The sequence below is a fragment of the Citrobacter amalonaticus genome (assembly GCF_002918555.1).
In the GTDB taxonomy this organism is placed as follows: Bacteria; Pseudomonadota; Gammaproteobacteria; order Enterobacterales; family Enterobacteriaceae; genus Citrobacter_C; species Citrobacter_C amalonaticus_A.
In genome coordinates this window covers 240,101-266,827 of record NZ_PQMB01000002.1, presented here as the reverse complement: position 1 = coordinate 266,827, position 26,727 = coordinate 240,101, and the positions used below count along the sequence as shown (strand labels likewise).

Annotated in this window: 27 protein-coding genes; 16 read left to right on the top strand and 11 right to left on the bottom strand. The window is 55.7% G+C overall.

Features of this window, described 5'->3' with window-relative positions; all coding sequences use genetic code 11:
• Positions 1 to 53: 53 nt before the first annotated feature.
• The gene (gene sppA / locus C3432_RS06640) at positions 54 to 1,910 is read right to left on the bottom strand and encodes a signal peptide peptidase SppA (RefSeq protein WP_103775867.1); all 1,857 of its coding nucleotides are present in this window, start codon (positions 1,908 to 1,910) and stop codon (positions 54 to 56) included.
• A 164-nt stretch (positions 1,911 to 2,074) separates the two neighbouring features.
• On the opposite strand from sppA, the gene C3432_RS06635 reads away from it, so the two are divergent.
• The 3 genes from C3432_RS06635 to topB all read left to right on the top strand — a co-directional run bounded on the left by C3432_RS06635 (position 2,075) and on the right by topB (position 5,731).
• Positions 2,075 to 2,626, top strand: a complete 552-nt coding sequence (locus tag C3432_RS06635; protein ID WP_103775866.1) for an NAD(P)H nitroreductase — start codon at positions 2,075 to 2,077, stop codon at positions 2,624 to 2,626.
• Between the two features lie 116 nt (positions 2,627 to 2,742).
• The gene (gene selD, locus C3432_RS06630) at positions 2,743 to 3,786 is read left to right on the top strand and encodes a selenide, water dikinase SelD (RefSeq protein WP_103775865.1); all 1,044 of its coding nucleotides are present in this window, start codon (positions 2,743 to 2,745) and stop codon (positions 3,784 to 3,786) included.
• 4 nt (positions 3,787 to 3,790) lie between these two features.
• Positions 3,791 to 5,731 (top strand): DNA topoisomerase III, encoded by a 1,941-nt coding sequence (gene topB, locus C3432_RS06625; protein WP_103775864.1) that lies wholly within the window; start codon positions 3,791 to 3,793, stop codon positions 5,729 to 5,731.
• 55 nt (positions 5,732 to 5,786) lie between these two features.
• On the opposite strand, the gene gdhA is transcribed toward topB, so the two are convergent.
• Positions 5,787 to 7,130 carry an NADP-specific glutamate dehydrogenase gene (gene gdhA / locus C3432_RS06620; RefSeq protein WP_103775863.1) on the bottom strand — a complete coding sequence of 448 codons (1,344 nt, stop codon included), beginning with the start codon at positions 7,128 to 7,130 and terminating at the stop codon, positions 5,787 to 5,789.
• Between the two features lie 239 nt (positions 7,131 to 7,369).
• Between gdhA and C3432_RS06615 the strand changes: the two genes are divergently transcribed.
• Positions 7,370 to 7,645: a YnjH family protein gene (locus C3432_RS06615; protein ID WP_103775862.1), complete on the top strand. Its 276-nt coding sequence runs from the start codon at positions 7,370 to 7,372 to the stop codon at positions 7,643 to 7,645.
• Here C3432_RS06615 and C3432_RS06610 read toward each other — a convergent pair.
• The gene (locus C3432_RS06610; protein ID WP_181012909.1) at positions 7,620 to 8,018 is read right to left on the bottom strand and encodes a pyrimidine (deoxy)nucleoside triphosphate diphosphatase; all 399 of its coding nucleotides are present in this window, start codon (positions 8,016 to 8,018) and stop codon (positions 7,620 to 7,622) included. The genes C3432_RS06615 and C3432_RS06610 overlap by 26 nt on opposite strands.
• Before the next feature lie 77 nt (positions 8,019 to 8,095).
• On the opposite strand from C3432_RS06610, the gene C3432_RS06605 reads away from it, so the two are divergent.
• Both C3432_RS06605 and C3432_RS06600 read left to right on the top strand, forming a co-directional pair.
• A complete protein-coding gene (locus C3432_RS06605) occupies positions 8,096 to 8,665 on the top strand; it encodes a carboxymuconolactone decarboxylase family protein (RefSeq protein ID WP_103775861.1) in 570 nt (189 codons plus the stop codon).
• Entirely contained in the window at positions 8,658 to 9,281 is a 624-nt protein-coding gene (locus C3432_RS06600; protein WP_103775860.1) for a CDP-alcohol phosphatidyltransferase family protein, read from the top strand. Before C3432_RS06605 ends, C3432_RS06600 begins: the two co-directional genes overlap by 8 nt.
• 62 nt (positions 9,282 to 9,343) lie before the next feature.
• Here the strand turns inward: C3432_RS06600 and C3432_RS06595 are convergent, their stop codons facing one another.
• The 6 genes from C3432_RS06595 to xthA form a co-directional block, all read right to left on the bottom strand.
• Positions 9,344 to 10,651, bottom strand: a complete 1,308-nt coding sequence (locus C3432_RS06595; RefSeq protein WP_103776924.1) for a rhodanese-like domain-containing protein — start codon at positions 10,649 to 10,651, stop codon at positions 9,344 to 9,346.
• Between the two features lie 96 nt (positions 10,652 to 10,747).
• Positions 10,748 to 11,371 carry an ATP-binding cassette domain-containing protein gene (locus C3432_RS06590; RefSeq protein WP_103775859.1) on the bottom strand — a complete coding sequence of 208 codons (624 nt, stop codon included), beginning with the start codon at positions 11,369 to 11,371 and terminating at the stop codon, positions 10,748 to 10,750.
• A complete protein-coding gene (locus C3432_RS06585) occupies positions 11,371 to 12,906 on the bottom strand; it encodes an ABC transporter permease subunit (protein WP_103775858.1) in 1,536 nt (511 codons plus the stop codon). Before C3432_RS06585 ends, C3432_RS06590 begins: the two co-directional genes overlap by 1 nt.
• A complete protein-coding gene (locus C3432_RS06580) occupies positions 12,879 to 14,042 on the bottom strand; it encodes an ABC transporter substrate-binding protein (RefSeq protein WP_103775857.1) in 1,164 nt (387 codons plus the stop codon). Before C3432_RS06580 ends, C3432_RS06585 begins: the two co-directional genes overlap by 28 nt.
• Positions 14,043 to 14,044: 2 nt before the next feature.
• Entirely contained in the window at positions 14,045 to 14,719 is a 675-nt protein-coding gene (locus C3432_RS06575; RefSeq protein ID WP_103775856.1) for a TVP38/TMEM64 family protein, read from the bottom strand.
• A gap of 9 nt (positions 14,720 to 14,728) precedes the next feature.
• The gene (gene xthA, locus C3432_RS06570) at positions 14,729 to 15,535 is read right to left on the bottom strand and encodes an exodeoxyribonuclease III (RefSeq protein ID WP_103775855.1); all 807 of its coding nucleotides are present in this window, start codon (positions 15,533 to 15,535) and stop codon (positions 14,729 to 14,731) included.
• Between the two features lie 57 nt (positions 15,536 to 15,592).
• Between xthA and C3432_RS06565 the strand changes: the two genes are divergently transcribed.
• From C3432_RS06565 to ves, 8 genes are all read left to right on the top strand, one after another.
• The gene (locus C3432_RS06565) at positions 15,593 to 15,850 is read left to right on the top strand and encodes a hypothetical protein (RefSeq protein ID WP_146050875.1); all 258 of its coding nucleotides are present in this window, start codon (positions 15,593 to 15,595) and stop codon (positions 15,848 to 15,850) included.
• A 130-nt stretch (positions 15,851 to 15,980) separates the two neighbouring features.
• Positions 15,981 to 17,201, top strand: a complete 1,221-nt coding sequence (astC, locus tag C3432_RS06560) for a succinylornithine/acetylornithine transaminase (RefSeq protein ID WP_103775853.1) — start codon at positions 15,981 to 15,983, stop codon at positions 17,199 to 17,201.
• On the top strand, positions 17,198 to 18,247 hold the full coding sequence (gene astA, locus C3432_RS06555) for an arginine N-succinyltransferase (RefSeq protein WP_103775852.1): 1,050 nt from the start codon (positions 17,198 to 17,200) through the stop codon (positions 18,245 to 18,247). The genes astC and astA overlap by 4 nt, the downstream gene beginning before the upstream one ends.
• Positions 18,244 to 19,722 (top strand): succinylglutamate-semialdehyde dehydrogenase, encoded by a 1,479-nt coding sequence (gene astD / locus C3432_RS06550; protein WP_103775851.1) that lies wholly within the window; start codon positions 18,244 to 18,246, stop codon positions 19,720 to 19,722. Before astA ends, astD begins: the two co-directional genes overlap by 4 nt.
• Positions 19,719 to 21,056: an N-succinylarginine dihydrolase gene (gene astB, locus C3432_RS06545; RefSeq protein ID WP_103775850.1), complete on the top strand. Its 1,338-nt coding sequence runs from the start codon at positions 19,719 to 19,721 to the stop codon at positions 21,054 to 21,056. The genes astD and astB overlap by 4 nt, the downstream gene beginning before the upstream one ends.
• Complete coding sequence (gene astE / locus C3432_RS06540; RefSeq protein ID WP_103776923.1) at positions 21,056 to 22,024, top strand: succinylglutamate desuccinylase; 969 nt, start codon at positions 21,056 to 21,058, stop codon at positions 22,022 to 22,024. The genes astB and astE overlap by 1 nt, the downstream gene beginning before the upstream one ends.
• Positions 22,025 to 22,400: 376 nt before the next feature.
• Positions 22,401 to 22,886: an ATP-independent periplasmic protein-refolding chaperone Spy gene (gene spy / locus C3432_RS06535; RefSeq protein WP_103775849.1), complete on the top strand. Its 486-nt coding sequence runs from the start codon at positions 22,401 to 22,403 to the stop codon at positions 22,884 to 22,886.
• Between the two features lie 231 nt (positions 22,887 to 23,117).
• On the top strand, positions 23,118 to 23,693 hold the full coding sequence (ves, locus tag C3432_RS06530) for an environmental stress-induced protein Ves (protein ID WP_103775848.1): 576 nt from the start codon (positions 23,118 to 23,120) through the stop codon (positions 23,691 to 23,693).
• Here the strand turns inward: ves and cho are convergent.
• Both cho and nadE read right to left on the bottom strand, forming a co-directional pair.
• Positions 23,653 to 24,540: an excinuclease Cho gene (gene cho / locus C3432_RS06525; protein WP_181012882.1), complete on the bottom strand. Its 888-nt coding sequence runs from the start codon at positions 24,538 to 24,540 to the stop codon at positions 23,653 to 23,655. The genes ves and cho overlap by 41 nt on opposite strands.
• A gap of 117 nt (positions 24,541 to 24,657) precedes the next feature.
• Positions 24,658 to 25,485 (bottom strand): ammonia-dependent NAD(+) synthetase, encoded by an 828-nt coding sequence (gene nadE / locus C3432_RS06520; RefSeq protein ID WP_103775846.1) that lies wholly within the window; start codon positions 25,483 to 25,485, stop codon positions 24,658 to 24,660.
• Between the two features lie 215 nt (positions 25,486 to 25,700).
• On the opposite strand from nadE, the gene osmE reads away from it, so the two are divergent.
• Positions 25,701 to 26,039, top strand: coding sequence for an osmotically-inducible lipoprotein OsmE (gene osmE, locus C3432_RS06515; RefSeq protein WP_103775845.1), 339 nt, complete (start codon positions 25,701 to 25,703; stop codon positions 26,037 to 26,039).
• A 302-nt stretch (positions 26,040 to 26,341) separates the two neighbouring features.
• Positions 26,342 to 26,662 (top strand): PTS N,N'-diacetylchitobiose transporter subunit IIB, encoded by a 321-nt coding sequence (gene chbB / locus C3432_RS06510; protein ID WP_003030620.1) that lies wholly within the window; start codon positions 26,342 to 26,344, stop codon positions 26,660 to 26,662.
• Positions 26,663 to 26,727 lie beyond the last annotated feature (65 nt).

The following is a 26,727-nucleotide window of genomic DNA, read 5'->3' as shown; positions in this document are numbered from 1 at the left end:
GTAGTCTTGTAGCTCAACGAAAACCCCTCTTCAACATGAAGAGGGGCTGAGGATTAGCGAACGTTAGCGCAGGTCAGGCAGAACGCATAACGGTTTTGCGGATCGTTAAACGCCGCCAGTTTGTCGCTCTCGGCTTTTACGGCGCTGGCCGCAGAGGCCAAAGGCGCAGGCAACATCGCCTGGATAGCCTCTGGCAGCATGGCGCGCACAGAGCCGGAAATGTTGTTCATCACCATATCAAAGAATGATGGCTCATCCTGGTAATAGTCGATATGCCATTGCCGGAGTTTTGCCAGCTCTGCCGCTTTCGCTACCGCATCATCGAAATCGCCCAGGCTGTCGACCAGGCCATTGGCTTTTGCGTCCTGGCCGGTCCAGACGTGGCCCTGAGCGATTTTGTCAACCTGTTCAGGCGTTGACTTACGGGCATTTGCCACCAGCGTGATAAAGCGCTTGTAGCCATTTTCAATGCTCAGTTGCATGATCTGCTGAACTTCGGGCGGCAGAGATTTGGTGATGGAAATATCGGCCAGAGGAGATGTCGCCACGCCGTCGCTATGCACGCCGATAGCGTCCAGGCTGTTTTCAACGGTATTAATCACGCCAAAGATACCTATCGATCCCGTTAGTGTGCTGGGGTTGGCCACAATGTAATTGGCCGGGGTGGAGATCCAGTACCCGCCGGAGGCTGCCATCCCGCCCATCGACACCACCACCGGTTTACCGGCAGCTTTAGCCGCGGCCAGTTCCGAACGGATGACTTCCGAAGCGCTCACGCTGCCGCCGGGGCTGTTCACGCGCAGGACAATGGCTTTGACCGCCGGATCAAGACGCGCGTCGCGGATTTGTGAAGCGGTAGTGTCGCCACCCACGTTCCCCGGCGTTTCTTCACCGTCCATGATTGCACCGTTGGCAAAGATAACCGCGATGGCGTTGCCGGTATCCGCCGGTGTTTTCAGCGAATAATCATAGTAACTAATCGCCCGGTAATTATTCTCGGCTTTACTCCAGCCAAACTGTTTGGTCAGCGCCTTTTCAGCTTCGGCGCTGGAGAGCAGGGCATCAACCAGTTTATTGTTGAGCGCGTACTGTGCGGTATCGCCGCCCACTTTGGTCAAACCGTCCAGCATCCCCTGGGCACCAGGGAACACTTGCTGCGCCGGGATCTGACGGTTAGCGGCAACGGTGTTCAGATAGTTTTGCCACAGCTCGCCAATCCAGCGGCTGTCTGCTTCGCGTGCCGCCGGAGACATATCGTCACGAATAAACGGTTCAACCGCAGATTTATAGGTGCCAACGCGGAACACGTGGGTGGAGACCTTCAGCTTATCCAGCAGCGACTTATAGTACAGGCCATTGGTGGCGAAACCGTGGAGATCGACCGAACCCTGCGGAGTCAGCCAAATCTTGTTGGCGAAGCTGGCAAGATAGTACTGCCCCTGGCTGAAGTTATCGCCCACCGCATAGACGGGTTTGCCGCTGTCACGGAACTCACGCAGCGCTTTACCGACATATTGCATTGAGGGCTGATCCGCCCCGGCGAAATTCTTCAGATCCAACACGATGCCGGTAATGTTGTGGTCATCTTTGGCCTGGCGAATGGTATTGACGATGTCAAACAGGGAGTTTTCCTGCAGGCGATCGGAGTTTGCGCCAAACAGCTGGCGACTGAGGGCGCTCAGGCGGTTGGTGCTGGAGGGTTTATCGACAATCACGCCGGTAATATCCAGCTTTAGCGCGCCGCGCCCCGTCTGTTCGCTGGTGTTATTGCTGTTTACCTGCATCCAGATCCCCGTACCCGCCAGAACCAGGATAATAAAGAACAGGTTGAGTACCATCTCACGGACGAAATTCAGCAGTCGCCACGTCCATTTAAAAAATCCGGCAATAAATCGCCACAGGGTTCGCATGTATTCTCCCTTCCTGATAAACACGCCGCCAGAATCTGGCGTCTAAGATGTGGCTATCGTAATGACCCGGTCGCCACTTGTCAGCAGGAATCACCGTCTGCGCTGTAACAAATTCTGCTCTCGTGTTAATTTTGTGAATAAACACCATCACAGGAGTTAATCAAATGGATGCACTTGAATTACTTGTTAACCGTCGTAGCGCTTCCCGCCTGGCGGAGCCTGCACCAGCAGGTGAACAACTGCAAAATATCCTGCGAGCCGGGATGCGTGCGCCCGACCATAAGACATTGCAACCGTGGCATTTTTTTGTCATTGAAGGCGAAGGGCGCGAGCGTTTCAGCGCTATTCTGGAACAAGGCGCTATTCTCTCCGGAAGTGATGAGAAGGCGACAGAAAAGGCGCGAACAGCCCCGTTTCGCGCGCCGTTGATTATCACCGTTGTCGCAAAATGTGAAGAAAACCATAAAGTTCCCGTATGGGAACAGGAAATGTCCGCCGGATGCGCAGTGATGGCGATGCAGATGGCGGCCGTTGCGCAAGGTTTTGGCGGCATCTGGCGTAGCGGCGCATTAACCGAAAGCCCGGTAGTCCGTGAGGCATTTCGCTGCCGACCCCAGGACAAAATCGTCGGATTCCTCTATCTGGGAACGCCCCAGCTGAAAGCGTCTACGACAATCAGCGTGCCGGATACGGCGCCTTTCGTGACGAAATTTTAAATTATTCGGCAAAACTGTCTGGATTCTGAGCAAAGACGCCGGAATTCAGACACTCTCTCTTACCACATCAAGGAATGAGCGCTACCATAGCCCGATTGCAATGACAGGAGATGTCCATGAGCGAGCACAATATTCGTTTAACGCAATACAGCCACGGAGCGGGTTGCGGTTGTAAAATTTCCCCTAAGGTGCTGGAGACGATTCTGCACAGCGAGCAGGCGAAGTTTGTCGACCCGAACCTGCTTGTGGGAAATGAGACCCGCGATGACGCGGCAGTATATGATTTAGGCAATGGCACCAGCATTATCAGTACCACCGATTTCTTTATGCCGATTGTCGATAACCCGTTTGATTTTGGTCGTATTGCGGCGACCAACGCCATCAGCGATATCTACGCGATGGGCGRTAAACCCATTATGGCGATTGCGATTCTGGGCTGGCCAATTAATACACTGTCACCGGATATTGCCCGTGAAGTGACCGAGGGCGGGCGCTTTGCCTGTCGTCAGGCCGGTATCGCTCTGGCAGGCGGACACTCTATCGATGCGCCGGAACCGATCTTTGGCCTCGCCGTCACGGGCGTAGTACCGACAGACCGCGTAAAGAAAAACAGCACCGCGCAGGCCGGATGCCAACTCTTCCTGACCAAACCGTTGGGGATTGGCGTATTGACTACCGCCGGGAAAAAATCGCTGCTCAAACCGGAACATCAGGGGCTCGCGACAGAGGTGATGTGTCAGATGAATATTGCGGGCGCGGCGTTTGCCAACATCGACGGCGTGAGAGCGATGACCGACGTCACCGGATTTGGTCTGCTGGGCCACCTTAGCGAAATGTGTCAGGGGGCAGGCGTACAGGCGCAGATCCGCTATAACGACATTCCAAAACTGCCGGGCGTGGAAGAGTACATCAAACTTGGCGCAGTCCCGGGCGGTACGGCGCGTAACTTCGCCAGCTACGGTCATTTGATGGGCGAAATGCCGCGTGAGGTGCGTGATTTGCTGTGTGATCCGCAAACCTCCGGCGGTCTGCTGCTGGCGGTGACGCCGGAAGCGGAGGACGAAGTGAAAGCCACCGCTGCAGAGTTCGGTATCGAACTGACGGCGATTGGTGAACTGGTTGAAGCGCGTGGCGGTCGTGCCATGGTTGAGATCCGTTAATCCTATGCGGTTGTTTATTGCCGAAAAACCGAGTCTGGCCCGCGCCATTGCGGATGTGCTGCCAAAACCACATCGCAAAGGCGACGGCTTTATCGAGTGCGGGAACGGTCAGATGGTGACGTGGTGCATCGGTCACCTTCTTGAACAGGCGCAGCCCGACGCGTATGACAGTCGTTACGCCCGCTGGAGTCTCGCCGACCTGCCGATCGTGCCTGAAAAGTGGCAGTTACAGCCGCGTCCGTCCGTGACAAAACAGCTTAATGTCATTAAGCGCTTCTTACACGAAGCCAGTGAGGTGGTTCACGCGGGAGACCCCGATCGTGAAGGACAGCTTCTGGTGGACGAAGTCCTGGATTATCTGCAGCTGGCACCGGAGAAGCGTCAACAGGTAAAGCGTTGCCTGATCAACGACCTTAATCCGCAGGCGGTGGAGCGTGCCATTGATCGCTTGCGTTCGAACAATGAGTTCGTGCCGCTGTGCGTTTCGGCGCTGGCGCGGGCGCGTGCCGACTGGCTGTACGGCATCAATATGACCCGTGCGTATACCATTCTTGGACGCAATGCGGGCTATCAGGGGGTGCTTTCGGTTGGCCGTGTGCAAACGCCGGTTCTTGGGCTGGTGGTGCGGCGGGATGAAGAGATTGAGAACTTCGTCGCCAAAGACTTCTTTGAAGTGAAAGCGCATATCGTCACGCCTGCCGAGGAACGCTTTACCGCCATCTGGCAGCCGAGTGAGGCATGCGAACCGTATCAGGACGAAGAAGGGCGCTTGCTGCATCGCCCGCTGGCGGAACACGTCGTCAACCGCATTGCCGGACAGCCTGCTATTGTCACCAGCTATAACGATAAACGGGAATCAGAATCTGCCCCGTTACCGTTTTCGCTTTCGGCATTGCAGATTGAAGCGGCAAAGCGTTTTGGCCTGAGCGCGCAGAACGTGCTGGATATCTGTCAGAAGCTGTATGAAACACACAAACTCATTACCTATCCGCGTTCTGACTGCCGCTATCTGCCGGAGGAGCATTTTGCCGGACGCCATGCGGTGCTGAACGCGATCGGCGTCCATGCGCCAGATCTGCTGCCGCAACCCGTTGTGAACCCGGATACCCGCAACCGCTGCTGGGATGACAAAAAGGTGGATGCTCACCACGCTATCATTCCCACTGCACGGAGCTCGTCGATCAATCTGACCGATAACGAAGCAAAGGTCTACAGCCTTATCGCCCGGCAGTATCTGATGCAGTTCTGCCCGGATGCGGTGTTCCGCAAGTGCGTCATTGAGCTGGACATCGCCAAAGGTAAATTTGTGGCGAAGGCCCGGTTCCTGGCGGAGGCGGGGTGGCGCACGCTGCTTGGCAATAAAGAGCGCGATGAAGAAAACGACGGAACGCCGCTGCCGGTGGTGGCGAAAGATGACGAACTGCTGTGCGAAAAAGGTGAGGTGGTCGAGCGGCAGACCCAGCCGCCGCGCCACTTTACGGATGCGACGCTACTCTCAGCGATGACCGGTATCGCCCGTTTTGTGCAGGATAAAGATCTGAAAAAGATCCTGCGCGCAACCGACGGTCTGGGCACAGAAGCGACCCGTGCCGGGATCATCGAGCTGCTCTTTAAACGCGGCTTCCTGACCAAAAAAGGGCGTTATATTCACTCCACCGATGCCGGAAAAGCCTTGTTCCACTCACTGCCGGAGATGGCGACCCGTCCGGATATGACGGCGCACTGGGAGTCGATTCTGACGCAAATCAGTGAAAAAAAGTGTCGCTATCAGGACTTTATGCAACCGCTGGTCGGCACCCTGTATCAGCTGATCGATCAGGCGAAGAGCACCCCGGTACGGCGGTTTCGCGGGATTGTTGCTCCTGGCGACGGTGAGAAGAAAAAGAGCGCCCCACGGAAGCGAGCGGCGAAAAAAAGCCCGCCATCAGCAGAGGCGGGCGTTTAAACAGAGTTTGCAGGCCGGAGAGAGCATTTATGCTGCCATCCGGCCTGCCTGTAAATTAAACCACACCCTGACCAAACATCGCATCGGCGACTTTCACGAAGCCTGCGATGTTCGCGCCACGCACGTAGTTGGTATGTTTGTTTTCGCCGCCATATTCGACGCATGCCTGGTGAATATCCAGCATGATGTGGTGCAGACGCGCATCCACTTTTTCCGCTTTCCAGCTCAGGCGAGCCGCATTCTGCGCCATTTCCAGACCAGACGTCGCCACGCCGCCCGCGTTGGCCGCTTTGCCTGGGGCGAACAGCACGCCCGCTTCCAGGAACAGATCGGTCGCTTCGATGGTGGTCGGCATGTTTGCCCCTTCCGCAACGGCTTTCACACCGTTGGCAATCAGCACCCGCGCAGCATCAACGTCGAGTTCGTTCTGGGTGGCGCACGGCAGGGCGATATCGACCGGTACAGACCACGGCTGCTGGCCTTCCAGATAGGTTAAACCGAACTCGCGTGCGTAATCCGCCACGCGACCGTCGCGGCTGGCTTTGATTTCGCACAGGCGCGCCAGTTTCTCTTTACTGAAGCCGCTCTCATCCACCACCGTACCGCTGGAGTCGGAAGCGGTAACCACACGAGCGCCGAACTCCATGGCTTTTTCGATAGCAAACTGCGCCACGTTGCCAGAGCCGGAAATGGCGACACGCATCCCTTCAAAGCCCAGCCCGTGACGCTTGAGCATCGCTTCGGTGAAGTACACCAGCCCATAGCCTGTGGCTTCCGGACGAATCAGGCTGCCGCCGAAGGAGAGGCCTTTACCCGTAAAGACGCAGCCGCTATTGTTGGAGAGCTTGCGCATCATCCCGGCCATAAAGCCCACCTCGCGGCCCCCCACGCCGATATCTCCGGCCGGAACGTCGGTATCAGGACCTAAATGGCGGTACAGTTCGGTCATCAGCGCCTGGCAGAAGCGCATCACCTCGCCTTCACTCTTTCCTTTTGGATCGAAATCACTGCCGCCTTTACCGCCGCCCATAGGCAGGGTGGTCAGTGCGTTTTTAAAGGTTTGTTCGAAGCCGAGGAACTTCAGAATGGAAAGGTTTACCGAAGGGTGAAAACGCATCCCGCCTTTATACGGGCCGATGGCAGAGTTGAACTGTACGCGCCAGGCACGGTTAACCTGTACCTGATTACGGTCGTCCAGCCAGACGACACGGAACTGAATCACGCGCTCTGGTTCAACCAAACGTTCAAGCAACGACATTTGACGATAACGCGGGTTTTGTTCAAGAAATGGCCATAAGGTGGTCATGACTTCACGAACGGCCTGCGCGAACTCGGTCTGATTCGGGTCGCGCTTTTTAACATGGTTGAGGAACGATTCCAGAGAACATGTCTGATCCATAGATATAAAAACCTCTTATATATTAATGTGGTTGTATTTATGTTGTTTGTATAAAGCGTGTTTGCAGTTTTTGACTATACCACCAGGAATGTGACGGTAAGCAAGAAAAAAATAACGGTGCTAAGCAAATTAATAACGAAGCGGCGGTCATAACGAAAAACGATGACCGCCAGGGGCTTAAGTTTTCTCCGCGCACTACCGATATACTAAGAATAGACTCGGAAATTTAAGGAAATACTATGTCCCGCTTCCTCGTTGCCGTTGTGATGGCATCAATAACTTTTGTTGCGCAGGCGAACCAATATTATCGCCCGGACGTTCAGGTGAATGTCCCGCCAGAAGTCTTCACCTCCAGCGGCCAGCGTGCGCAGCCCTGCAATCAGTGCTGCGTGTACCAGGATCAAAACTATTCCGAAGGTGCGGTGATTAAAATGGAAGGTGTGCTGCTTCAGTGTCAGCGCGATGATAAGACGCTCAGCACGAATCCACTTATCTGGCGACGCGTGAAGCCATAAAGGCCTGTAAGAGCGGAATATCGGCAGGGGCGAGTGGGTAAGAGAGCGCCTCTTCAGGCGAACACCAGATAAGATTCTGGTGTTCGTGTGCGATCAATTCACCGTTGTACGCCGGAACGTGCCAGGCATGCAGATGAATCATCCGGTCAGAGACCTCTCGCTGGTGGCTGGCAATGTACCCGCCGATGGTTGCCGCAATGCCTAACTCTTCCCGCAGTTCGCGGATCAGCGCCTGCGGCTGCGTTTCTCCCGGCTCCACTTTCCCACCAGCGAACTCCCACAGTCCCGCCTGATCGGCATGTTCCGGCCGTTGGGCGAGCAAAATTTTGCCATCACGTTCAATGACGGCGGCAACTACGTCGAGGGTTTTCATCATATTCGTCAATGTTCAACAACGGAAAGTGACATACTATCCTCATCTTTATTTGATATGAAGTTCAGGAGTTTCCGTTGAACGATCCGCAACCGTGGGTAAGCCCGCTGTCCCGCATTCCTCTCAGCCTGAAACCGCTTATCGCCACGCAGAAAAAACATTATGGCGACGTTTTACATCCCACGCGCTGGTGGGGACGGATGCCGTTCTTGTTCTGGCTGGTCGCGCTATTTGTCGGTTTTCTGGAGCGCAGGCGTGCCCGACTGACGCCGGTAATGCGTGCATTGCTGATGACCCGGGTATCGCAGGTGTGCCACTGCGCCTTCTGTGTGGACGCCAACAGTTTGCGGCTGGCACAGCGCTGCGGCGCGATGGATAAAGTGCTGGAGGTCGCTACGTGGCAGGAATCGGTATTGTTTAACGAAGAAGAGCGCGTGGCCCTGGCGTATGCCGAAGCCGTAACGGCGACGCCTCCCTGCGTGGATGACGCATTAAAAGCCCGGATGAAGCACTTTTTCACTGACGATACGATCGCTGAAATGACCGCGCTGCTTGCGTTTCAGAATCTCTCTGCACGCTTTAACGCCGCGCTGGATATCCCTGCGCAGGGGCTGTGTGACCGCGTGCAAGGGGGGCCGCGTGCTTGATCGTCATCTTCATCCGCGGATTAAACCTCTGCTACACCGTTGCGCGGGTCTGCTTGACAGGCCGGGCGTCACGCCAGACGGGTTAACGCTCCTGGGGTTTGCTATTGGCGTACTGGCGCTGCCGTTTCTTGCCCTCGGCTGGTATCCGGCAGCGCTGATCGCTATCGTACTGAATCGGCTGTTGGATGGTCTGGATGGCGCGCTGGCACGACGCAGGGGGCTGAGCGATGCGGGTGGATTTCTTGATATTTCGCTCGATTTTCTCTTTTACGCGCTGGTGCCGTTCGGTTTTATCCTCGCGGATCCGCTACAGAACGCGCTTTCCGGAAGCTGGCTGCTGTTCGCTTTCATTGGCACAGGGAGCAGTTTCCTGGCTTTTGCCGCACTGGCGGCGAAACACCAGATTGATAACCCAGGCTACGCACACAAATCGTTTTATTATCTGGGGGGATTAACCGAGGGGACGGAGACGATTTTGCTGTTTGTCGTTAGCTGTCTGTTCCCGGCTTATTTTGCCTGGTTTGCGTGGATTTTCGGCGCCCTGTGCTGGATGACGACGCTGATCCGGGTCTGGAGTGGATACCTGACGCTGAAAAGGCTTCAGCGTCACAGGTAACATTTTGCCGGATGGCAGCGCTTGCTGCTTATCCGGCCTGCGGCATAGCGCTATCCGGTATTTTACTGACTGCTGTCAGGGCCGCGTTCGCCGGTGGATACCGGGTTTTTCGGATCGCTGCTCCATTCGTACCAGCCACCGTCATAGACCGAAACGTTCTGCCAGCCCATCGCCCTGGCGTACATAAATGTCTCTGACGCGCGCCAGCCGGTGCCGCAATAGAACGCGACCTGCTGATCGGGCAGGATGTTCCACTGTTTCCACATGGCGGCGATGTCATCCGCGCTGCGCATGGTACCGTCCGGGTTGTGGAAATCTTCCATATGCGTGGAGTCGCTGCCCGCGTGTCCCCAGCGTGCTCCGGCAATCTCACCCTTTGGCTTGATGTAGCTGTAGCCGCTGGTGGTGCCGATAAACTCCGGCCAGGAACGAATGCTGACCAGGGAGGCATCCTGGCGGTGCAGCAGGGCGCGGGCCTGTTCCGTATTCAGCATCAGCTGCGGCTGTGCCGGAATGGTCACCCCAAAATCCGGTTCCGGTTTGACCGTGGGGGGCGTACCGCGCTCAACCGGCAGACCCGCGTCAGACCAGGTCTGCCAGCCGCCGTCGAGCAGGCGAACGTCTTTCACTCCAGCGTAGAGCATAATTTGCGCCACCCGCGCGGCGGCGTAAACGTCGCGACCATAGAGGATCACCGTGGTGTCGTGGCGAATACCGTGTTTTGCCAGCATGGTTTTCAGCTGCGCATCCGACACGGTGTTCCACAACGGTTCGCTTTCGATCTCATTGGTATCGATATATCCGGCACCAGGAATGTGGCTGAGCAGATAAAACTTCGGCGCCCCCCAGCCTGCTTCAATAACCTTCCAGTCTCCGTCAGGTTTAGCGGTAACGTCATTACCTTGCCGGAGAGCGTGTAGCCACTGTGGGTAGACCAGTTGTTCAAAGTGCGGCAGTTTTTGCAAACGGGCCGGATCCTGAAGGGCATCGCTCAGGATGGAAACCTGTGTGAGTCCGGCTTTTTGCAGGCGGGATTTAACGGCCAGAATATCGTTTTCACTACCGTACAGCGCAACCGGTGATGAAGTCTTCAGCTGATGCTGCTGGATCCAGGCGGCGAGCTGCTCGTCGCTCATTTTATCGAGCCAGCCAGCGGAAAGGTTAAGTGCGGAAGGTTCGTGTCCGGAAGGGCCGTTAAGCGACTGCGGCCAGCCGTTGTAAAATGCGCTGGGACGCGTATCAATCGCGGTACCTTGCTGTTGCTGTAGCAGGTTGAAATTGAGCGTTTGCGCCATATCAGCCGCCTGGGTAGACGCGCAAGCCAGCCCTAAAGCCAGTGCCAGCGCGGTCATTTGAGAAACACGTTTCATCGAAAAGCCCGACATTGAAATAAGAGGGCGTCATTCTGTGCCTGGCGACCAGTAAAAACTTTGCGTTAACGCAGTTTGTCAGCACATTCACGTTCCTTACGCTATTTGCAAAAGCCTGCCGCCGGGGGGGACATCCTGCAAATCATGCGTGACCTGGAGAACCGGGATACCCTGACTGCGCACCTGCGTGAATACCCACTGGCGAAAGGTATCGCGCAATTCCGCATCGAGCCGACTAAACGGTTCATCCAGCAGCAGCGCCTGCGGCTGTGCCAGTAAAGCCCGAAGCAGGGCAACGCGCGCGCGCTGCCCACCGGAAAGCGATGCCGGGTCGCGATGATAAAACCCGGTTAACGCCGCACGTTCAAGCGCATGCTGAACGGCTTCCCGCCGGGCAGAGCCTTTCATGCTCGCAGGGAGTGCCAGCAGCAGGTTTTGCCCAACGCTGAAGTGGTCGAACAGCAAGGGATCCTGAAATAAGATGCCAGTCTGTCGCTCTGCGGTTGGCAGAGCGTCGATGCGTCTTTCATTGAGCCACAGTTCGCCAGAGGCGTGAAAATGCGGGGAGAGCGCGCCTGTGATCCATGATAGTAACGTGGATTTTCCGCTGCCGGACGGTCCCATTAAAGTGACAATGTCACCTTTATTAACACTGAAATTCATCTCACTGAAAAGTGGCGTTTGCCCCAGATGCAGCGAGAGCTGGCGAACGATGAGCATTAGCGTAGTCCTTGTCGTGAGTTGCCAATCCACTTCGAAATCAGCGCCGTCAGCGCGAAAACCAGCAGCGGCAAGAGCAACTGCCACAGCGCCTGGGCAGCGAGAATGCCGTTGCTGCCGCCGCTACTGAGCGCAACGGCTTCGGTGGTGAGTGTCGGATAGCGCCCGGCCCCCAGCCACAGCGTGGGCATATATTGGGCGATACTGACGGAAAACCCTACGGCGAAAGCCAACAGTATCGGGCGGACGATTAGCGGGCATTTCACAGCAAAAAAGATTTTGCCACGCCTCCAGCCAAGCGTTTGTGCGATGAGGATCAGACGAGGGTCAATGCGCCGCCAGGCGGGTTGAAGGACAAACAGCATCCACGGTATGACCCACAGCAGATGCCCCCAGATTAGGGTCGTGTACAGTCCGTCCTGTTCCAGTCGCAACGCGAGATCGTACTGGCCTGCCACCAGTGGCAGAGCAGGCAAAGCAATGGGCAGCCAGACCCAGCGATGTCCCCGCTCTGGTCCCCATTCCAGCCACAAAAGAATGATAATAAGTCCGGGAATACTGGAGGCCAGCCCCATCAGCAAACTGTTGGACAGCGCCTGAGCGTTCATTGATGAATAGTGGGCGGTGGCTGCCAGCAGCAGGCAGCACAGCACGCCCGCAAGGGGCAGCATGGCTGCGAACGTTTTACCGGGTAACGCAGGGGATGTCCGGCGACGCACGCCGCTGATGAGCGGGATGGTTCGTCGCCAGGCGCGCCACAGCAGCCAGCCTGTCAGAGCGTATGCGCCGGACAGTACCAGCAGCAACAGGCTTATCAGCGTGCCTTTTATCTGCTGATCGCTGTCGCCCTGGCTTAACCACTGCCAGCCCAGCACCGCCAGCGTCGGGGGATTGCCGGGGCCAAGGATAATCGCCACATCCACGGCGGAAATTGACCAGGCCACAATCGCCAGTAGTACCGCACCCAATGCGGGCGCAATAGCGGGCAGCAGCAATCCGTTCAGGCACTGCAAACGGCTGTAGCCCAGCGTATCCAGCACAATGACCTGTTGGGAAAGGCGCCTCTCACTGAGCAGCGCGGCAAGGATCCACAGTAAAAATGCGCTCTCTTTGACCGCCAGCACCAGGCCCAGCCCGATACCGTAACGATCAAATGGTGGAGACAAAAAAGGCAGCAAGCGATACAGCATTCCGCCTTCGGCAAAAAGCAACAGGGCACCCGTGGCAAACGCCACGTGGGGAATGGCCAGCAACCACGGCAGGCGCGCGCACAGGCGCGGCCACGCGGCTCCCGGCCAGAGCGCCACGATCACCGTCAGGGAGAGGAACAATGCTCCCACAACCGCCACGGTGACCGAAACCAGCGTTGCCAGCAGAGCCTGGGGAAGCTGGGGATCGGCAAACAGCGTCTGCCAGTGTTCAACGGACAGGGCGGGCATAATAAGAGAAAATGCGGCAGGCGCGAGCGGCGAATAGACTGCCGCCATGATGCACCAGACCAGCAGGATCAGTGCGTACCGTAGCGGCGTAGCCATTCTTGTTCCAGGGCGTTTACCCACGCGGCGTGGGGTTCAGGCAGCACAGGGGGTAACCCGCGAGGCATCCTTGCCAGCAACGCGTCGCGCTCAGGGGACAAAAGTTTTTGCGGATCGAGTACCGAAGGATCGCCCCAGTAAGCCGGATCGGCCTTGCGCAACTGCGCCTGCGGTGAGAGCAGGAAGTTGGCGACAACCTTCGCCCCGGCGCTGGCGCGAGCGTTGGCCGGGATCGTCACAAAATGGACGTTGCCAATCATCCCTTTGGAAAAACCAAAACTGTAGCTGGTCTTTGGGAGTTCACCTCTGGCCATCTTTTGTTGAGCATGGGCAGGATTGAACGTCAGCGACAGGCGCAGCGTACCGGCATTGAGCAGGGCATCCATCCGGGCCGGAGAGGGCGGAAAATCCTGCCCTTTACGCCACAAATAAGGGTGTAAGGCATCAAGGTAGCGCCACAGCGGTGCGGTGACATCGGTAAACGTTGCCGCATCCGGCGCGACGGTTAACGCTTTTGGCGCCGAAGTTAATGTGAGCAGTAACTGTTCCAGAAACGCCGTGCCGGTAAAGTCCGGCGGGCGTGGGTAGGACACGCTGCCCGGGTGGGCTTTGGCAAATTCCAGCAGCGCCTGCGGGCTTTGCGGCGGCACGGCCACGGTATTGCGGTTGGCGATAAAGGTGAGCTGCGCGCCGCCCCAGGGCGATTCCGCGCCTTCAGTCGGGATCGAAAAATCTTCCGTGACCGGCTGCGAGGTATCGACGAAACGCCAGTTAGGGAGCGTCTGCGCCCAGCCGGTTTGCAGCAGGCCAGCTTCTTTCAGGGTGCGGAAATTTTCACCGTTCACCCACAGTAAATCCACGGAGCCGCCTTGCTTACGCCCGGCAGAGGATTCCGTCTGGATCCGCTTAACCGCATCCGCAGCGTCGGCAAGACGGACGATTTTGAGATCGACGGCATAGTGGGTTTTCACCTCGCCGCTCACCCAGTCGAGATACTGGTTGACGGCATTATCACCGCCCCAGGCGTTGAACCAGACGGTCTGGCCTTTGGCCTCGTTTTTTACCGTCTGCCAGCTGTCGACCGCCTGCGCGTGTCCCGCCAGCAGCAGGCCCACCAGAAACAGATTACACCGCATAATTACTCCCGAAAGAATCGCTTAAACCACCAGCGCGAGGCCAGCGGTAATAGCCCCAATAGGGCGAAAGCCGCCAGCATAGCGGGCGAAATAATATCGCGCATTGATGTCAGCTGGCTGAGCTGGCGTCCGGCGTTAAGATAAATCACCGTTGCCGGAAACATTCCCGCCTGGCTGACCCACCAGTAGCGTCGTGTGCTGACAGATGTTAATCCTGCCAGCAGGTTAACGATAACAAAGGGAAACAGCGGCATTAAGCGCAGCGCAAACAGATAAAAGGCACCGTCACGGGCCATTCCCCGATCAACGGTCGCCATCTGGCGGGCAAAACGCCGGGAAACCCAGTCGCGGAGCAGATAACGGCTGGCCAGCATCGCCAGCGTCGCCCCGAACGTGGAGGCAAATGAGACGAGCAGGATGCCTTGCCAGAGGCCAAACAGAGCGCCGCCGAGCAGGGTGAGCAGTGCCGCCCCTGGAATCGACAGCGACGCTACCAGCGTGTAGACACAAAAATAGACCACCGCGCTGACAACCGGGGAGTGCTGTTGCCACTGTGCCATCGTCGCGTGATAGCGCCTCAGGGTTTCAAGAGCGAGAAAACCGGGAGGCATAGCCCATACCACCCCGGCAACAAACAGGATCAACAGGACGGAAAGCAGGATTTTCTTCGCGTTCACCGGCGTCAGTTATACCCTGAACTTCGCCCAGACTGGCGCATGGTCAGACGGCTTTTCCATGCTGCGGATTTCATAGTCAATACCGGTTTCTTCACAGCGTTCGGCCAGCGGGTTGCTTGCCAGCAGCAGGTCGATACGCAGGCCGCGGTTATCGTCGAAGCCCTTCGAGCGATAGTCAAACCATGAAAATTGATCGACCGTATCAGGATGCGCATGGCGGAAGGTATCGACCAGCCCCCAGCTCATCAGCCTTTCCATCCATTCGCGCTCTTCGGGCAGGAATGAACATTTCCCGGTGCGCAGCCAGCGCTTACGGTTCTCTTCGCCAATGCCGATATCCAGATCGGTCGGGCTGATATTCATATCCCCCATGATCAGCACCGGGTTTTCCCGCTTCAATTCAGTGGTCAGATAGTTTTGTAAGTTCTGATAAAACTGCTCTTTAGCCGGAAATTTCAGCGGATGGTCGCGGCTTTCACCCTGCGGGAAATAGCCGTTGATAACGGTAACATTGCCCAGCGGTGAAGGGATTTCGGCCATGATGATTCGGCGCTGCGCTTCTTCATCGTCGTTTGGGAAACCACGACGTACGGCAACGGGCGTCTCTTTGGTGAGCAACGCCACCCCGTAATGGCCTTTCTGCCCGTGGTAGAAGACGTTATAGCCGAGCTTCGCGACCTCTTCGAGAGGAAACATGTCGTCGTGAACTTTTGTCTCCTGCAGCCCAATCACGTCCGGCTGATGTTTATCGACGATGGCTTCAAGTTGATGTGGTCTGGCACGCAGGCCGTTGATATTAAAAGAGACAAATTTCATAGTCGCTGTCACTTTGCAAGGTGAATAGTGCAAGGATGGTAGCAGAAATTCCGTCAGGTGACTGCCATTCCTCGCCTGATTCCAGCAATGTTTACCAAAGGCGTTAACGATGGTGCAAAATTTGCTCTGTTGCAGGGCTGGTTGCGCCACAATGGTGCCGTTATTTCTTATAAATTTCGCAGACGATCACATTTCCAGAATTATATTTGGCGAATGAATAATATTGCGAATTTTTCTCTATTTCCTCACCTTGCCTGCGAAAATATTCACTTTTTATGCACTGACAGTGAATATCGCTGGGTTTTAACACCTTGATTTTTCGTTACCCACTGCCGTTTATGCATTTTTTCCCCTGGCTGGCACGAACCCTGCAATCTACATTTACAGCGTGATATTTACTGTTTATTAACATCAAGATAACTTTTTATTTACCGATGAGGTCGCTATGTCTCAGCCAGTTACGCGTGAAAATTTTGATGAATGGATGATGCCTGTTTACGCTCCGGCACCTTTTATTCCGGTTCGTGGCGAGGGTTCACGCTTGTGGGATCAGCAGGGTAAAGAGTATATCGACTTCGCCGGAGGGATTGCGGTTAACGCGCTGGGACATGCGCATCCCGCCCTGCGCGATGCGCTGAACGAGCAGGCGGGTAAGTTCTGGCATACCGGCAATGGTTATACCAACGAACCCGTGCTGCGTCTGGCAAAGAAACTGATTGATGCCACTTTTGCGCAACGTGTTTTCTTCTGTAACTCCGGGGCTGAGGCCAATGAAGCGGCGTTAAAACTGGCGCGCAAGTATGCGCATGACCGCTTCGGCTCCCACAAAAGCGGGATTGTCGCGTTTAAAAACGCGTTCCACGGACGCACGCTGTTTACCGTCAGTGCCGGTGGGCAGCCCGCCTATTCGCAGGATTTTGCGCCGCTGCCGCCGGATATTCGTCATGCGGTGTTTAACGATCTTAACTCCGCCAGCGAACTGATTGATGACACCACCTGTGCGGTGATCGTTGAGCCAGTACAGGGGGAAGGCGGCGTTGTGCCGGCAACCAACGCGTTTTTGCAGGGGCTGCGTGAACTCTGCGATCGCCACAATGCGTTGCTGATCTTTGATGAGGTGCAGACGGGCGTCGGGCGTACCGGGGAACTGTATGCCTATATGCACTATGGCGTGACGCCGGATCTCCTGACAACGGCGAAGGCGCTGGGCGGCGGTTTCCCCGTCGGGGCGCTGCTGGCGACGGAACATTGCGCCAGCGTGATGACCGTGGGCACCCACGGTACAACCTACGGCGGTAACCCGCTGGCTTCTGCGGTTGCCGGAGCGTTGCTGGATATCGTCAATACGCCGGAAACGCTGAACGGCGTGAAGCAACGCCACCGCGTGTTTGTGGAACGCCTTACCGCCCTTAATGAACGTTTTGCCCTGTTCAGTGAAATTCGTGGCCTGGGACTGCTGATCGGCTGCGTGCTGAAGGCAGAGTATGGCGGAACAGCCAAACAGATCGCCCAGGAAGCCGCCAAAGCTGGCGTGATGGTGCTGATTGCCGGGGCTAATGTGGTGCGCTTTGCCCCCGCGCTGAACGTCAGCGATGAAGAGGTGGCGACGGGGCTGGATCGCTTCGCGCTGGCTTGCGAAAACATCCAGACCGGAGGTTCATCATGATGGTGATTCGTCCCGTGGAGCGCGAGGATATCACGGCGCTGATGCATCTGGCGGGCAAGACCGGCGGCGGACTGACCTCGCTACCGGCGAATGAGGCCACGCTGGCTGCGCGTATCGAGCGCTCACTGAAAACCTGGCAGGGCGAACTGCCAAAGAGCGAGCAGGGGTTTGTTTTTATCCTGGAAGAGAGTGACAGCGGAACCGTCGCCGGGATCTGCGCCATTGAAGTGGCCGTTGGGCTGAACGATCCCTGGTACAACTACCGGGTCGGTACGCTGGTACATGCGTCAAAAGAGCTGAACGTCTACAACGCGCTGCCGACGCTGTTTCTCAGTAACGACCATACGGGCAGCAGCGAGCTGTGTACCTTATTCCTCGACCCGGACTGGCGTAAAGAGGGCAATGGCTACCTGCTCTCGAAGTCACGCTTTATGTTTATGGCGGCTTTTCGCGACAAGTTTAATGAAAAAGTGGTCGCAGAAATGCGTGGGGTGATTGACGAACACGGTTACTCCCCGTTCTGGCAAAGCCTGGGTAAGCGCTTTTTCTCAATGGAGTTTAGTCGGGCTGATTTCCTCTGCGGTACCGGACAGAAGGCGTTTATTGCTGAGCTGATGCCCAAGCATCCTATTTATACCCATTTCCTGTCAGAAGAGGCGCAGGCGGTCATTGGCGAGGTGCATTCGCAAACGGCGCCTGCCCGCGCGGTGCTGGAGAAAGAGGGATTTCGCTACCGCCACTATATCGACATTTTCGACGGCGGCCCGACGCTGGAATGTGATATCGACCGGGTGCGGGCGATCCGTAAAAGCCGTCTGGTGGAGGTGGCTGAGGGGCAACCTGCGGCCGGTGAATTCCCCGCCTGTCTGGTCGCCAATGAGAACTACCATCACTTTCGCGTCATGCTGGTGCGCGCTGATCCGGATACCTCACGGCTGGTGCTGACCGCGGCACAACTGGATGCGTTGAAATGTCATGCCGGGGATCGTGTCCGGATGGTTCGTCTTTGTGCAGAGGACAAACGTGAAGAGGAGAAAAAAGTATGACGCTATGGATAAACGGTGACTGGATAACCGGCTCGGGCGAGCGGCGGATTAAAACCAACCCGGTCAGCGGGGAGGTTCTCTGGCAGGGTAATGATGCCGATGCCGCTCAGGTTGCGCTGGCCTGTCAGGCGGCACGTGCCGCTTTTGCGAACTGGGCCAGACGGCCTTTTAGCGAGCGTCAGGCAATAGCTGAAAAGTTTGCCGGACTGCTGGGGGAGAACAAAGCAGAACTGACCGCGATCGTTGCCCGTGAAACCGGCAAGCCGCGCTGGGAGGCTGCAACCGAAATCGCTGCCATGATCAATAAAATTGCGATTTCGGTTAAAGCATACCACGCCCGTACCGGTGAGCAGCAGAGTGAACTCCCTGACGGCGCGGCCACGTTGCGTCATCGTCCCCACGGCGTACTGGCGGTTTTTGGCCCGTACAACTTCCCAGGCCACCTGCCGAACGGGCACATTGTTCCGGCCTTGCTGGCGGGGAACACGCTAATTTTTAAACCCAGTGAACTGACGCCCTGGACGGGCGAAGCTGTAATGAAGCTTTGGGAACAGGCCGGATTACCGCCGGGGGTGCTCAATCTGGTACAGGGGGGGCGTGAAACGGGACAGTCGCTCAGCGCGCAGGAGTCACTCGACGGGCTGCTCTTTACCGGCAGCGCGAATACCGGGTATCAGATACATCGCCAGCTTTCCGGTCAGCCAGAAAAAATACTCGCACTGGAGATGGGCGGCAACAATCCGCTGATTATTGAAGATCCGCTGGATATTGATGCCGCGGTGCACCTGACCATTCAGTCAGCGTTTGTCACCGCCGGTCAGCGCTGCACCTGCGCGCGCCGTCTGCTGGTGAAAAGAGGCGCCCAGGGCGATGCGTTTCTTGCGCGGCTGGTTAATGTCAGCCAGCGGTTGCAGCCTGGCCGCTGGGACGACGAACCACAGCCGTTTACAGGAGGGCTGATTTCAGAACATGCGGCCCGTCACGTGCATGACGCCTGGCGTCATCTGGAATTGTCAGGAGGACGGACCCTGCTTGTGCCGCGTCTGTTACAGGAGGGAACCTCGCTGCTGTCGCCGGGCATCATTGAGATGACAGGTATCGAAGGCGTGCCCGATGAAGAGGTGTTTGGCCCGCTGCTCAGGGTCTGGCGCTACGACAGTTTTGATGAGGCCATCGCGATGGCGAATAACACCCGTTTTGGTCTGTCGTGTGGGCTGGTTTCACCAAAGCGTGAACAGTTTGACCAGCTGTTGCTGGAGGCGCGTGCGGGGATTGTGAACTGGAACAAACCGCTCACCGGTGCTGCCAGTACCGCGCCGTTTGGCGGCGTGGGCGCGTCCGGAAACCATCGCGCCAGCGCGTGGTATGCCGCTGATTATTGCGCATGGCCAATGGCGAGTCTGGAATCTCCGGCATTAACCCTGCCGGATAACCTGAGTCCTGGCCTCGACTTTTCTCGTGAGGACAGGGTATGAAAGCGCGCGAGGTTAATTTCGACGGGCTGGTGGGGCTGACCCACCACTATGCGGGGCTGTCGTTTGGGAATGAGGCGTCAACTCGCCACCGCTTTCAGCTGTCGAATCCGCGACTGGCGGCAAAGCAGGGGTTACTGAAGATGAAATCGCTGGCTGACGCCGGATTTCCGCAGGCCGTGATCCCGCCCCATGAACGGCCATTTATTCCGGTTCTGCGCCAGCTGGGATTTAGCGGTAGCGATGAGCAGGTTATCGAAAAAGTGGCGCGTCAGTCGCCACACTGGCTCTCCAGCGTCAGCTCCGCTTCGCCGATGTGGGTCGCCAACGCGGCAACGGTGTGTCCCTCAGCCGATGCGCTGGATGGCAAAGTGCATCTGACCGTTGCAAATCTGAATAATAAATTTCATCGTTCGCTGGAGGCGCCGACCACAGAGGCGCTCCTGCGGGCGATTTTCCGCGATGAACACACTTTCTCTGTTCATGGCGCGCTGCCGCAGGTGGCGCTGCTGGGTGATGAGGGGGCCGCTAACCATAACCGGTTAGGGGGTGATTATGGCGAACCGGGGATGCAGCTTTTTGTCTACGGGCGTGAGGAGGGCGGGAATACGCGCCCGATGCGCTACCCGGCAAGACAAAGCCGGGAGGCCAGCGAAGCGGTGGCGCGGCTGAACCAGGTGAATTCACATCAGCTGATATTTGCGCAGCAGAACCCGGAGGTTATCGATCTCGGCGTGTTTCACAACGATGTGATCGCGGTGGCGAATCGTCAGGTGCTGTTTTGCCATCAGCAAGCCTTTGCCCGCCAGGATGTGCTTCTTGAGCAATTACGTAAGTGTGTTCCTGGGTTCATGGCTCTGGAGGTGCCGACCACCGCGGTTTCGGTGCCGGATGCGGTATCAACCTATCTGTTTAACAGCCAGCTGTTAAGCCGTGATGACGGTTCCATGATGCTGGTGCTGCCCCAGGAGTGTCGGGAACATGCCGGAGTCTGGCGTTATCTGAACGCTCTGCTGGCGGAGGATAATCCGCTAAGTGAGATGCAGGTGTTCGACCTGCGGGAAAGTATGTCTAATGGTGGCGGACCAGCCTGCCTGCGACTGCGGGTGGTGCTCACGCCGGAAGAGTTACTGGCGGTAAATCCGGCGGTGATAATGGATGACTTGCTGTTTAATACGCTGAATAAGTGGGTTGATCGTTATTATCGCGATCGGCTTACCGTTGCCGATCTCGCTGACCCGCAATTATTACGTGAAGGGCGCGAGGCGCTTGATACGTTAACCCAGTTGCTTGATCTCGGGTCGGTCTATCCGTTCCAGCAGGAAGGGGGATGTTAATGGATAACTTTCTGGCACTGACGTTAGCCGGGGGCTTCCCCTGTGTGAACAAGGGCAAAGCGAACGGCTTCGACTGGCGCTGGCGGGGCAACGGACTGCTCGAGCTTATTCCTGAGGGACCGGTTAAAGGGGCGATAGTGCTTTCTGCCGGCATTCATGGCAATGAAACCGCGCCGGTAGAGATGGTGGATACGCTGCTCACGAAGATATTCGACGCAACGATCCCGCTGCGCTGGCGGCTGCTGGTGATCCTCGGCAATCCGGCGGCGCTGGCCGCAGACAGACGCTATCTTCACAGTGATATGAACCGGATGTTTGGCGGGCGCTGGCAGACGTTTCCCGAAAGTGACGAGACGAGGCGAGCCAGAGAGCTTGAACAGGTTGTCGGGGACTTTTATTCGCGAGGCCAGGAATCGCGGCGCTGGCATCTGGATCTGCACACTGCGATTCGTGATTCATATCATCTGCGCTTCGGCGTGCTGCCGCAGCGTCCGATTCCCTGGGATGAGGCTTTCCTTGAATGGCTGGGGGGCGCAGGACTTGAAGCGCTCGTTTTTCACCAGACGCCTGGCGGAACCTTCACCCATTTTAGCGCTGAACATTTCGGAGCGCTTGCCTGCACGCTGGAGCTGGGAAAGGCGCTTCCCTTTGGGCAAAACGATCTCCATCAGTTTGCACCCACAGCAAAGGCGCTGCAGGCGTTGCTGAGTGGCGACGTGAACCGCCCGGCGCAGACCACCGTGGCTCGCTATCGCGTTGCCTCGCAAATCACGCGGCGCAGCGACGCGTTTGTGTTGCATATGGGCAAGCAGACGCTGAATTTTACCCCTTTTAAGGCGGGGACGTTGCTGGCGGAGGATGGCGACGAGCGTTTTGTCGCCACTCATGACGTTGAATATGTTCTGTTTCCCAATCCCGACGTGGCGATTGGTCTGCGCGCCGGTTTGATGCTGGAGAAGCTCGCGTAAATTATCTGTCCCGCAGACTCAGCTCTGCGGTTTTTATTTTTGACGTGCGAAAAGGTACAGATTCTAAATAATTCGCGTGGCGTCTTCCCGCCACGCGAATTATTTAGAGTATATTTATAAATATCGTTCAGGTATAGTTCTTCATATTCTCTGCAAATTCAGTCTGTTGAAAAACTTTCCTGCAACTCTCCTCTAAGTATTCTTTTTTTCTTCATAATTGATGGGAAAATGTTTTTTACACTTTCATTGTTTTACCATTGCTCTGAATAATTGACGATTAAGCCGGTAAAGTTAATCTCGTCAACACGGTATGATGTCTCAAAGTAAGCGAGACGAGAGCCGTTAAAATAAATAACTGAAAGGAAGGATAAAGATTATGCGTAAATTAACTGCACTGTTTGTTGCTTCTGGGCTGGCGCTGGGCGCTGCAAACCTGGCGCACGCTGCTGACACTTCCAGCGCAGCACCTGCAGACGCGAAGCCGATGATGCACCACAAAGGTAAGCCAGGCCCGCATCACGATATGATGTTTAAAGACCTGAACCTGACCGATGCGCAGAAACAGCAGATCCGTGACATCATGAAAGGCCAGCGCGACCAGATGAAACGTCCACCGCTGGAAGAACGCCGCGCAATGCACGATATCATTGCCAGCGACAGCTTCGACAAAGCGAAAGCAGAAGCGCAGATTGCGAAAATGGAAGAGCAGCGTAAAGCCAATATGCTGGCTCACATGGAAACTCAGAACAAGATCTACAACATTCTGACGCCGGAACAGAAAAAACAGTTTAATGCCAATTTTGAGAAGCGTCTGACAGAACGTCCGCGCGCAGAAGGTAAAATGGCCGCACCAGCCGAATAATTTTTCGGACTGTAAACTCTAAAGAATTCGAGTCACGCGGCAACGCACCAGCAACTTGAAGTATGACGAGTTTAGATGAAATCGAAGACCGCCGGTCTTGTCCATTACACGTTTTAACGGGATGGACAGGATCGGCGGTTTTTTCTTGCTAAAGGACTCATGTAAATCTTCACGCCTGCCGATAACCACCGTGTGCAATGTTATGCCAAATGGTGTTTCCTGGGAGGGATGATGGAGTACTTTGATATCCGCAAAATGCCGGTGAGCCTCTGGCGCAATGGGGCGGGGGAGACGCGCGAGATTTGCTGCTTTCCTCCGGCGACGCGGGATTTTCACTGGCGTGCCAGTATTGCTTCTATCGCCGGGAACGGCGAGTTTTCTCTTTTCCCGGGCGTTGAGCGTGTCATTACCCTGCTGGAAGGAGGGGAAGTGACGCTGGAAAGTGCAAATACATTCACCCACGTCTTAAAACGACACCAGCCGTTTACTTTTGCCGGGGATGACGTGGTAAAAGCAAAGCTGACGGAAGGGTTGATGTCGATGGATTTCAACATCATGACCCGGCGGGAATATTGTCGGGCAAACGTCAGGGTTGCCGAACGAACGTTTACCACGTTTGGTTCGCGCGGCGGGGTGGTCTTTGTGATAAGCGGTGCATGGCAGCTGGGCGATAAGCTCCTGACGACCGATCAGGGGGCCTGCTGGTCTGACGGCAAACATACGTTACGGCTGTTAAAATCAGAAGGCAGGCTGTTGTTCAGCGAGATTACCTGGCTTTCCGGACACTCTCCGGCGTCAGTTCAATGATTTCATGCTGACCAGAGATAATGGGTTTGCACAGAATTTTGTAACCATCGTGATCAAAACCGGCGGGTGTGCGCGCCAGCGTAACCGCGTCCGCAAGTGAAGAAACCGCGCCCAGCCACAGCCAGTTATTGATAATGTGATACCGGGTCATTGCTGCGCGGCTTTCTTTCAGGGCGATCGCATTTTTCCACGGCCAGCATACCACTCTCAGACGTTCCAGCGCCTCCAGTAGCCGCGACTGGTGTTCTTCAGGCGTCTCTTTACCGCAACAGGCCCCTGCGCAGCGTTTCAGCGCAGAGCGAAAACACGCGCGTCCACGGCTGAGCGGCTCCAGACCCAGCAGACCATAGCAAAGCTTCTGTTCATCGGCGATCGCCTGCAATGCCTGTAATGCGGCGCGACGGTTAGCAAACAGGCCGAACAGGTTTGGCTCGCGGGAGAAATCCACATCGCGGGCGTGGACGACATCAACTTTCTGACCGGTCAGCTGTAATGCGCAGAGTTGACGATTGCGTCGCAAGCGCTTATTGAACAGCGGCTGTTGCTCTTTGATGAGTCGGGCTTCCAGCAACAACGCGCCGATTTCGCCTGCTGTACAGATCCAACTGATGCGTCGGGATTGACGAAGCAAGGCCGCTTCGTCGACCATGCGCAGATGAGAAAGCACCCGGCTACGGATGTTAATGCTTTTCCCGATGTAGAGCGGCAGGGTGTCGCTTTCACTGTGGAACAGATAAACGCCTGGCTCCGTGGGAAGTGCGTCAATATACGGGCGCAAATGTTCGGGATATTCATAAATTGCTGCTGCTTCGAATTCTGGACGAGGGGCTGATTGACGCCGTACCACTGTGTGCTCCTGGTGCTGGTTATACATCCAGTATAGCAGCCGGGCGGTGATTAAAAAAGAGGCGGGAAAGGATGCTGCCCGGCAGGGATAGCACGCCGGGCACTGGAATAGCGTAGTTTATTTCTTCCAGAAATCGTCAAAGACGGTAATCGGCGGGCGACGCTTATGCTCTGTCTTCACGTACCAGCCCTCAATGATTTTTGCGATGCTGGCATCGAGCGTTTTACCTTCCAGATAATCATCAATGTTATCGTAGGTAACGCCCAGGGCCGCTTCATCCGGCAGAGAGGGACGATCGTCTTCGAGATCGGCCGTCGGCGCTTTCTTATATAAATGTTCCGGGCAGCCCAGGGTGGCGAGCAGCTGTTTACCCTGGCGCTTGTTCAGGCGAAAGAGTGGATTAATGTCGGTGCCGCCGTCGCCATATTTGGTGAAGAACCCGGTGATGGCCTCCGCGGCATGATCGGTGCCGACCACTACGCCGCTGGTCATTCCGGCGATACTGTACTGCGCTTTCATACGTTCGCGGGCTTTCTCATTACCGCGTATGAAATCGCTCAGTTCAATACCGGCTTCGCGGAGCGCCTGCTCGCTCGCCAGTACCGCACCTTTAATATTGACGGTCAGCACACGGTCAGGCTGGATAAATTCAATGGCGTCCTGACAATCTTGCTCATCGGCCTGGACACCGTAAGGCAGACGGACGGCGATAAACTGCAGCGCGTCGTTGCCGGTCTCTTTACGCAGCTCAGCGATGGCCATCTGACATAATTTTCCCGCCAGCGTGGAGTCCTGTCCGCCGCTGATCCCCAGAACCAGCGACTTCAGAAAGGGATATCTCTTCAGGTAGGATTTCAGAAATTCCACGCTACGGCGGATTTCCTCTTCTGCGTTGATCTGTGGCTTTGCACCCAGCGCCTGGATTATCTCTTGTTGCAGCGTCATTTCACCCCCTCCAAAAAAAACGAAAATTAGATTGTGTTAAAGCTAACGCGTTGACGCACAAACGACAAGGCTCACCAGGGTAAGTGCTGTTTAAAACGACATATTCCCGCTCATTCGGAATATGATGAAATATGTCACATGTTAATCGTCAGCTTGAAAAATGTCATATTGTGTTCCAGGCTTATCTAACACGCTGAAAAACAAGAGGACGGAAAATGAACAAGAATATAGCTGGAATTTTAAGCGCAGCGGCAGTATTGACGATGCTGGCAGGGTGTACGGCTTACGATCGTACGAAAGACCAATTTACGCAGCCTGTGGTTAAAGATGTTAAAAAGGGGATGACCCGGGCTCAGGTTGCGCAGATTGCAGGTAAACCGTCTTCCGAAGTAAGCATGATTCATGCGCGAGGCACCTGCCAGACCTACATCCTGGGTCAACGTGATGGTAAAGCTGAAACCTATTTTGTTGCACTCGATGACGCAGGCAGGGTGATCAACTCCGGCTACCAGACCTGCGCTGAGTATGATACCGACCCGCAGGCGGGCAAGTAGTCACTCCTGTATATTGCCTGAGCAGTACAAAAAACCGGCCATCGCGCCGGTTTTTTGTTTCCTGGGTTATCTTATTTATTGCCGCGAATTATTTGCCTGAAATGTGAGAGGGGTCATAACGCCAGGTCAATGAGAGACAATTTAGTTGGTCAAGGAAATACCATCCGCAGGTCCGATACCGTATACTCGTTTCAACCACTTAAAAAAGTTATTTCGGTTACGCAGGTCGCCCGGAACATGGATGAAGATGAAGACTTGCGGAGTGTCTGATTGACCGATAATCGCACATGAGGATCGTTTTTATGGAAAAGAAACACATTTATCTGTTTTGCTCTGCTGGCATGTCGACTTCTTTACTGGTATCAAAGATGCGCGCTCAGGCTGAAAAATATGAAGTGCCGGTTATTATTGAAGCATTCCCGGAAACACTTGCCGGGGAAAAAGGTCCGGCAGCCGATGTCGTATTGTTAGGCCCACAGATTGCTTATATGTTGCCCGAAATTCAGCGTTTGTTACCCAACAAACCTGTAGAAGTGATTGACTCGCTGCTGTATGGCAAAGTCGATGGTTTAGGCGTGCTTAAAGCTGCTGTAGCAGCAATTAAAAAAGCCGCTGCAAATTAATTATTTTTAAATTTTCCCGTCAAAGAGTTATTTCATTTACTTATACCGCAATATTTTATTGCGGT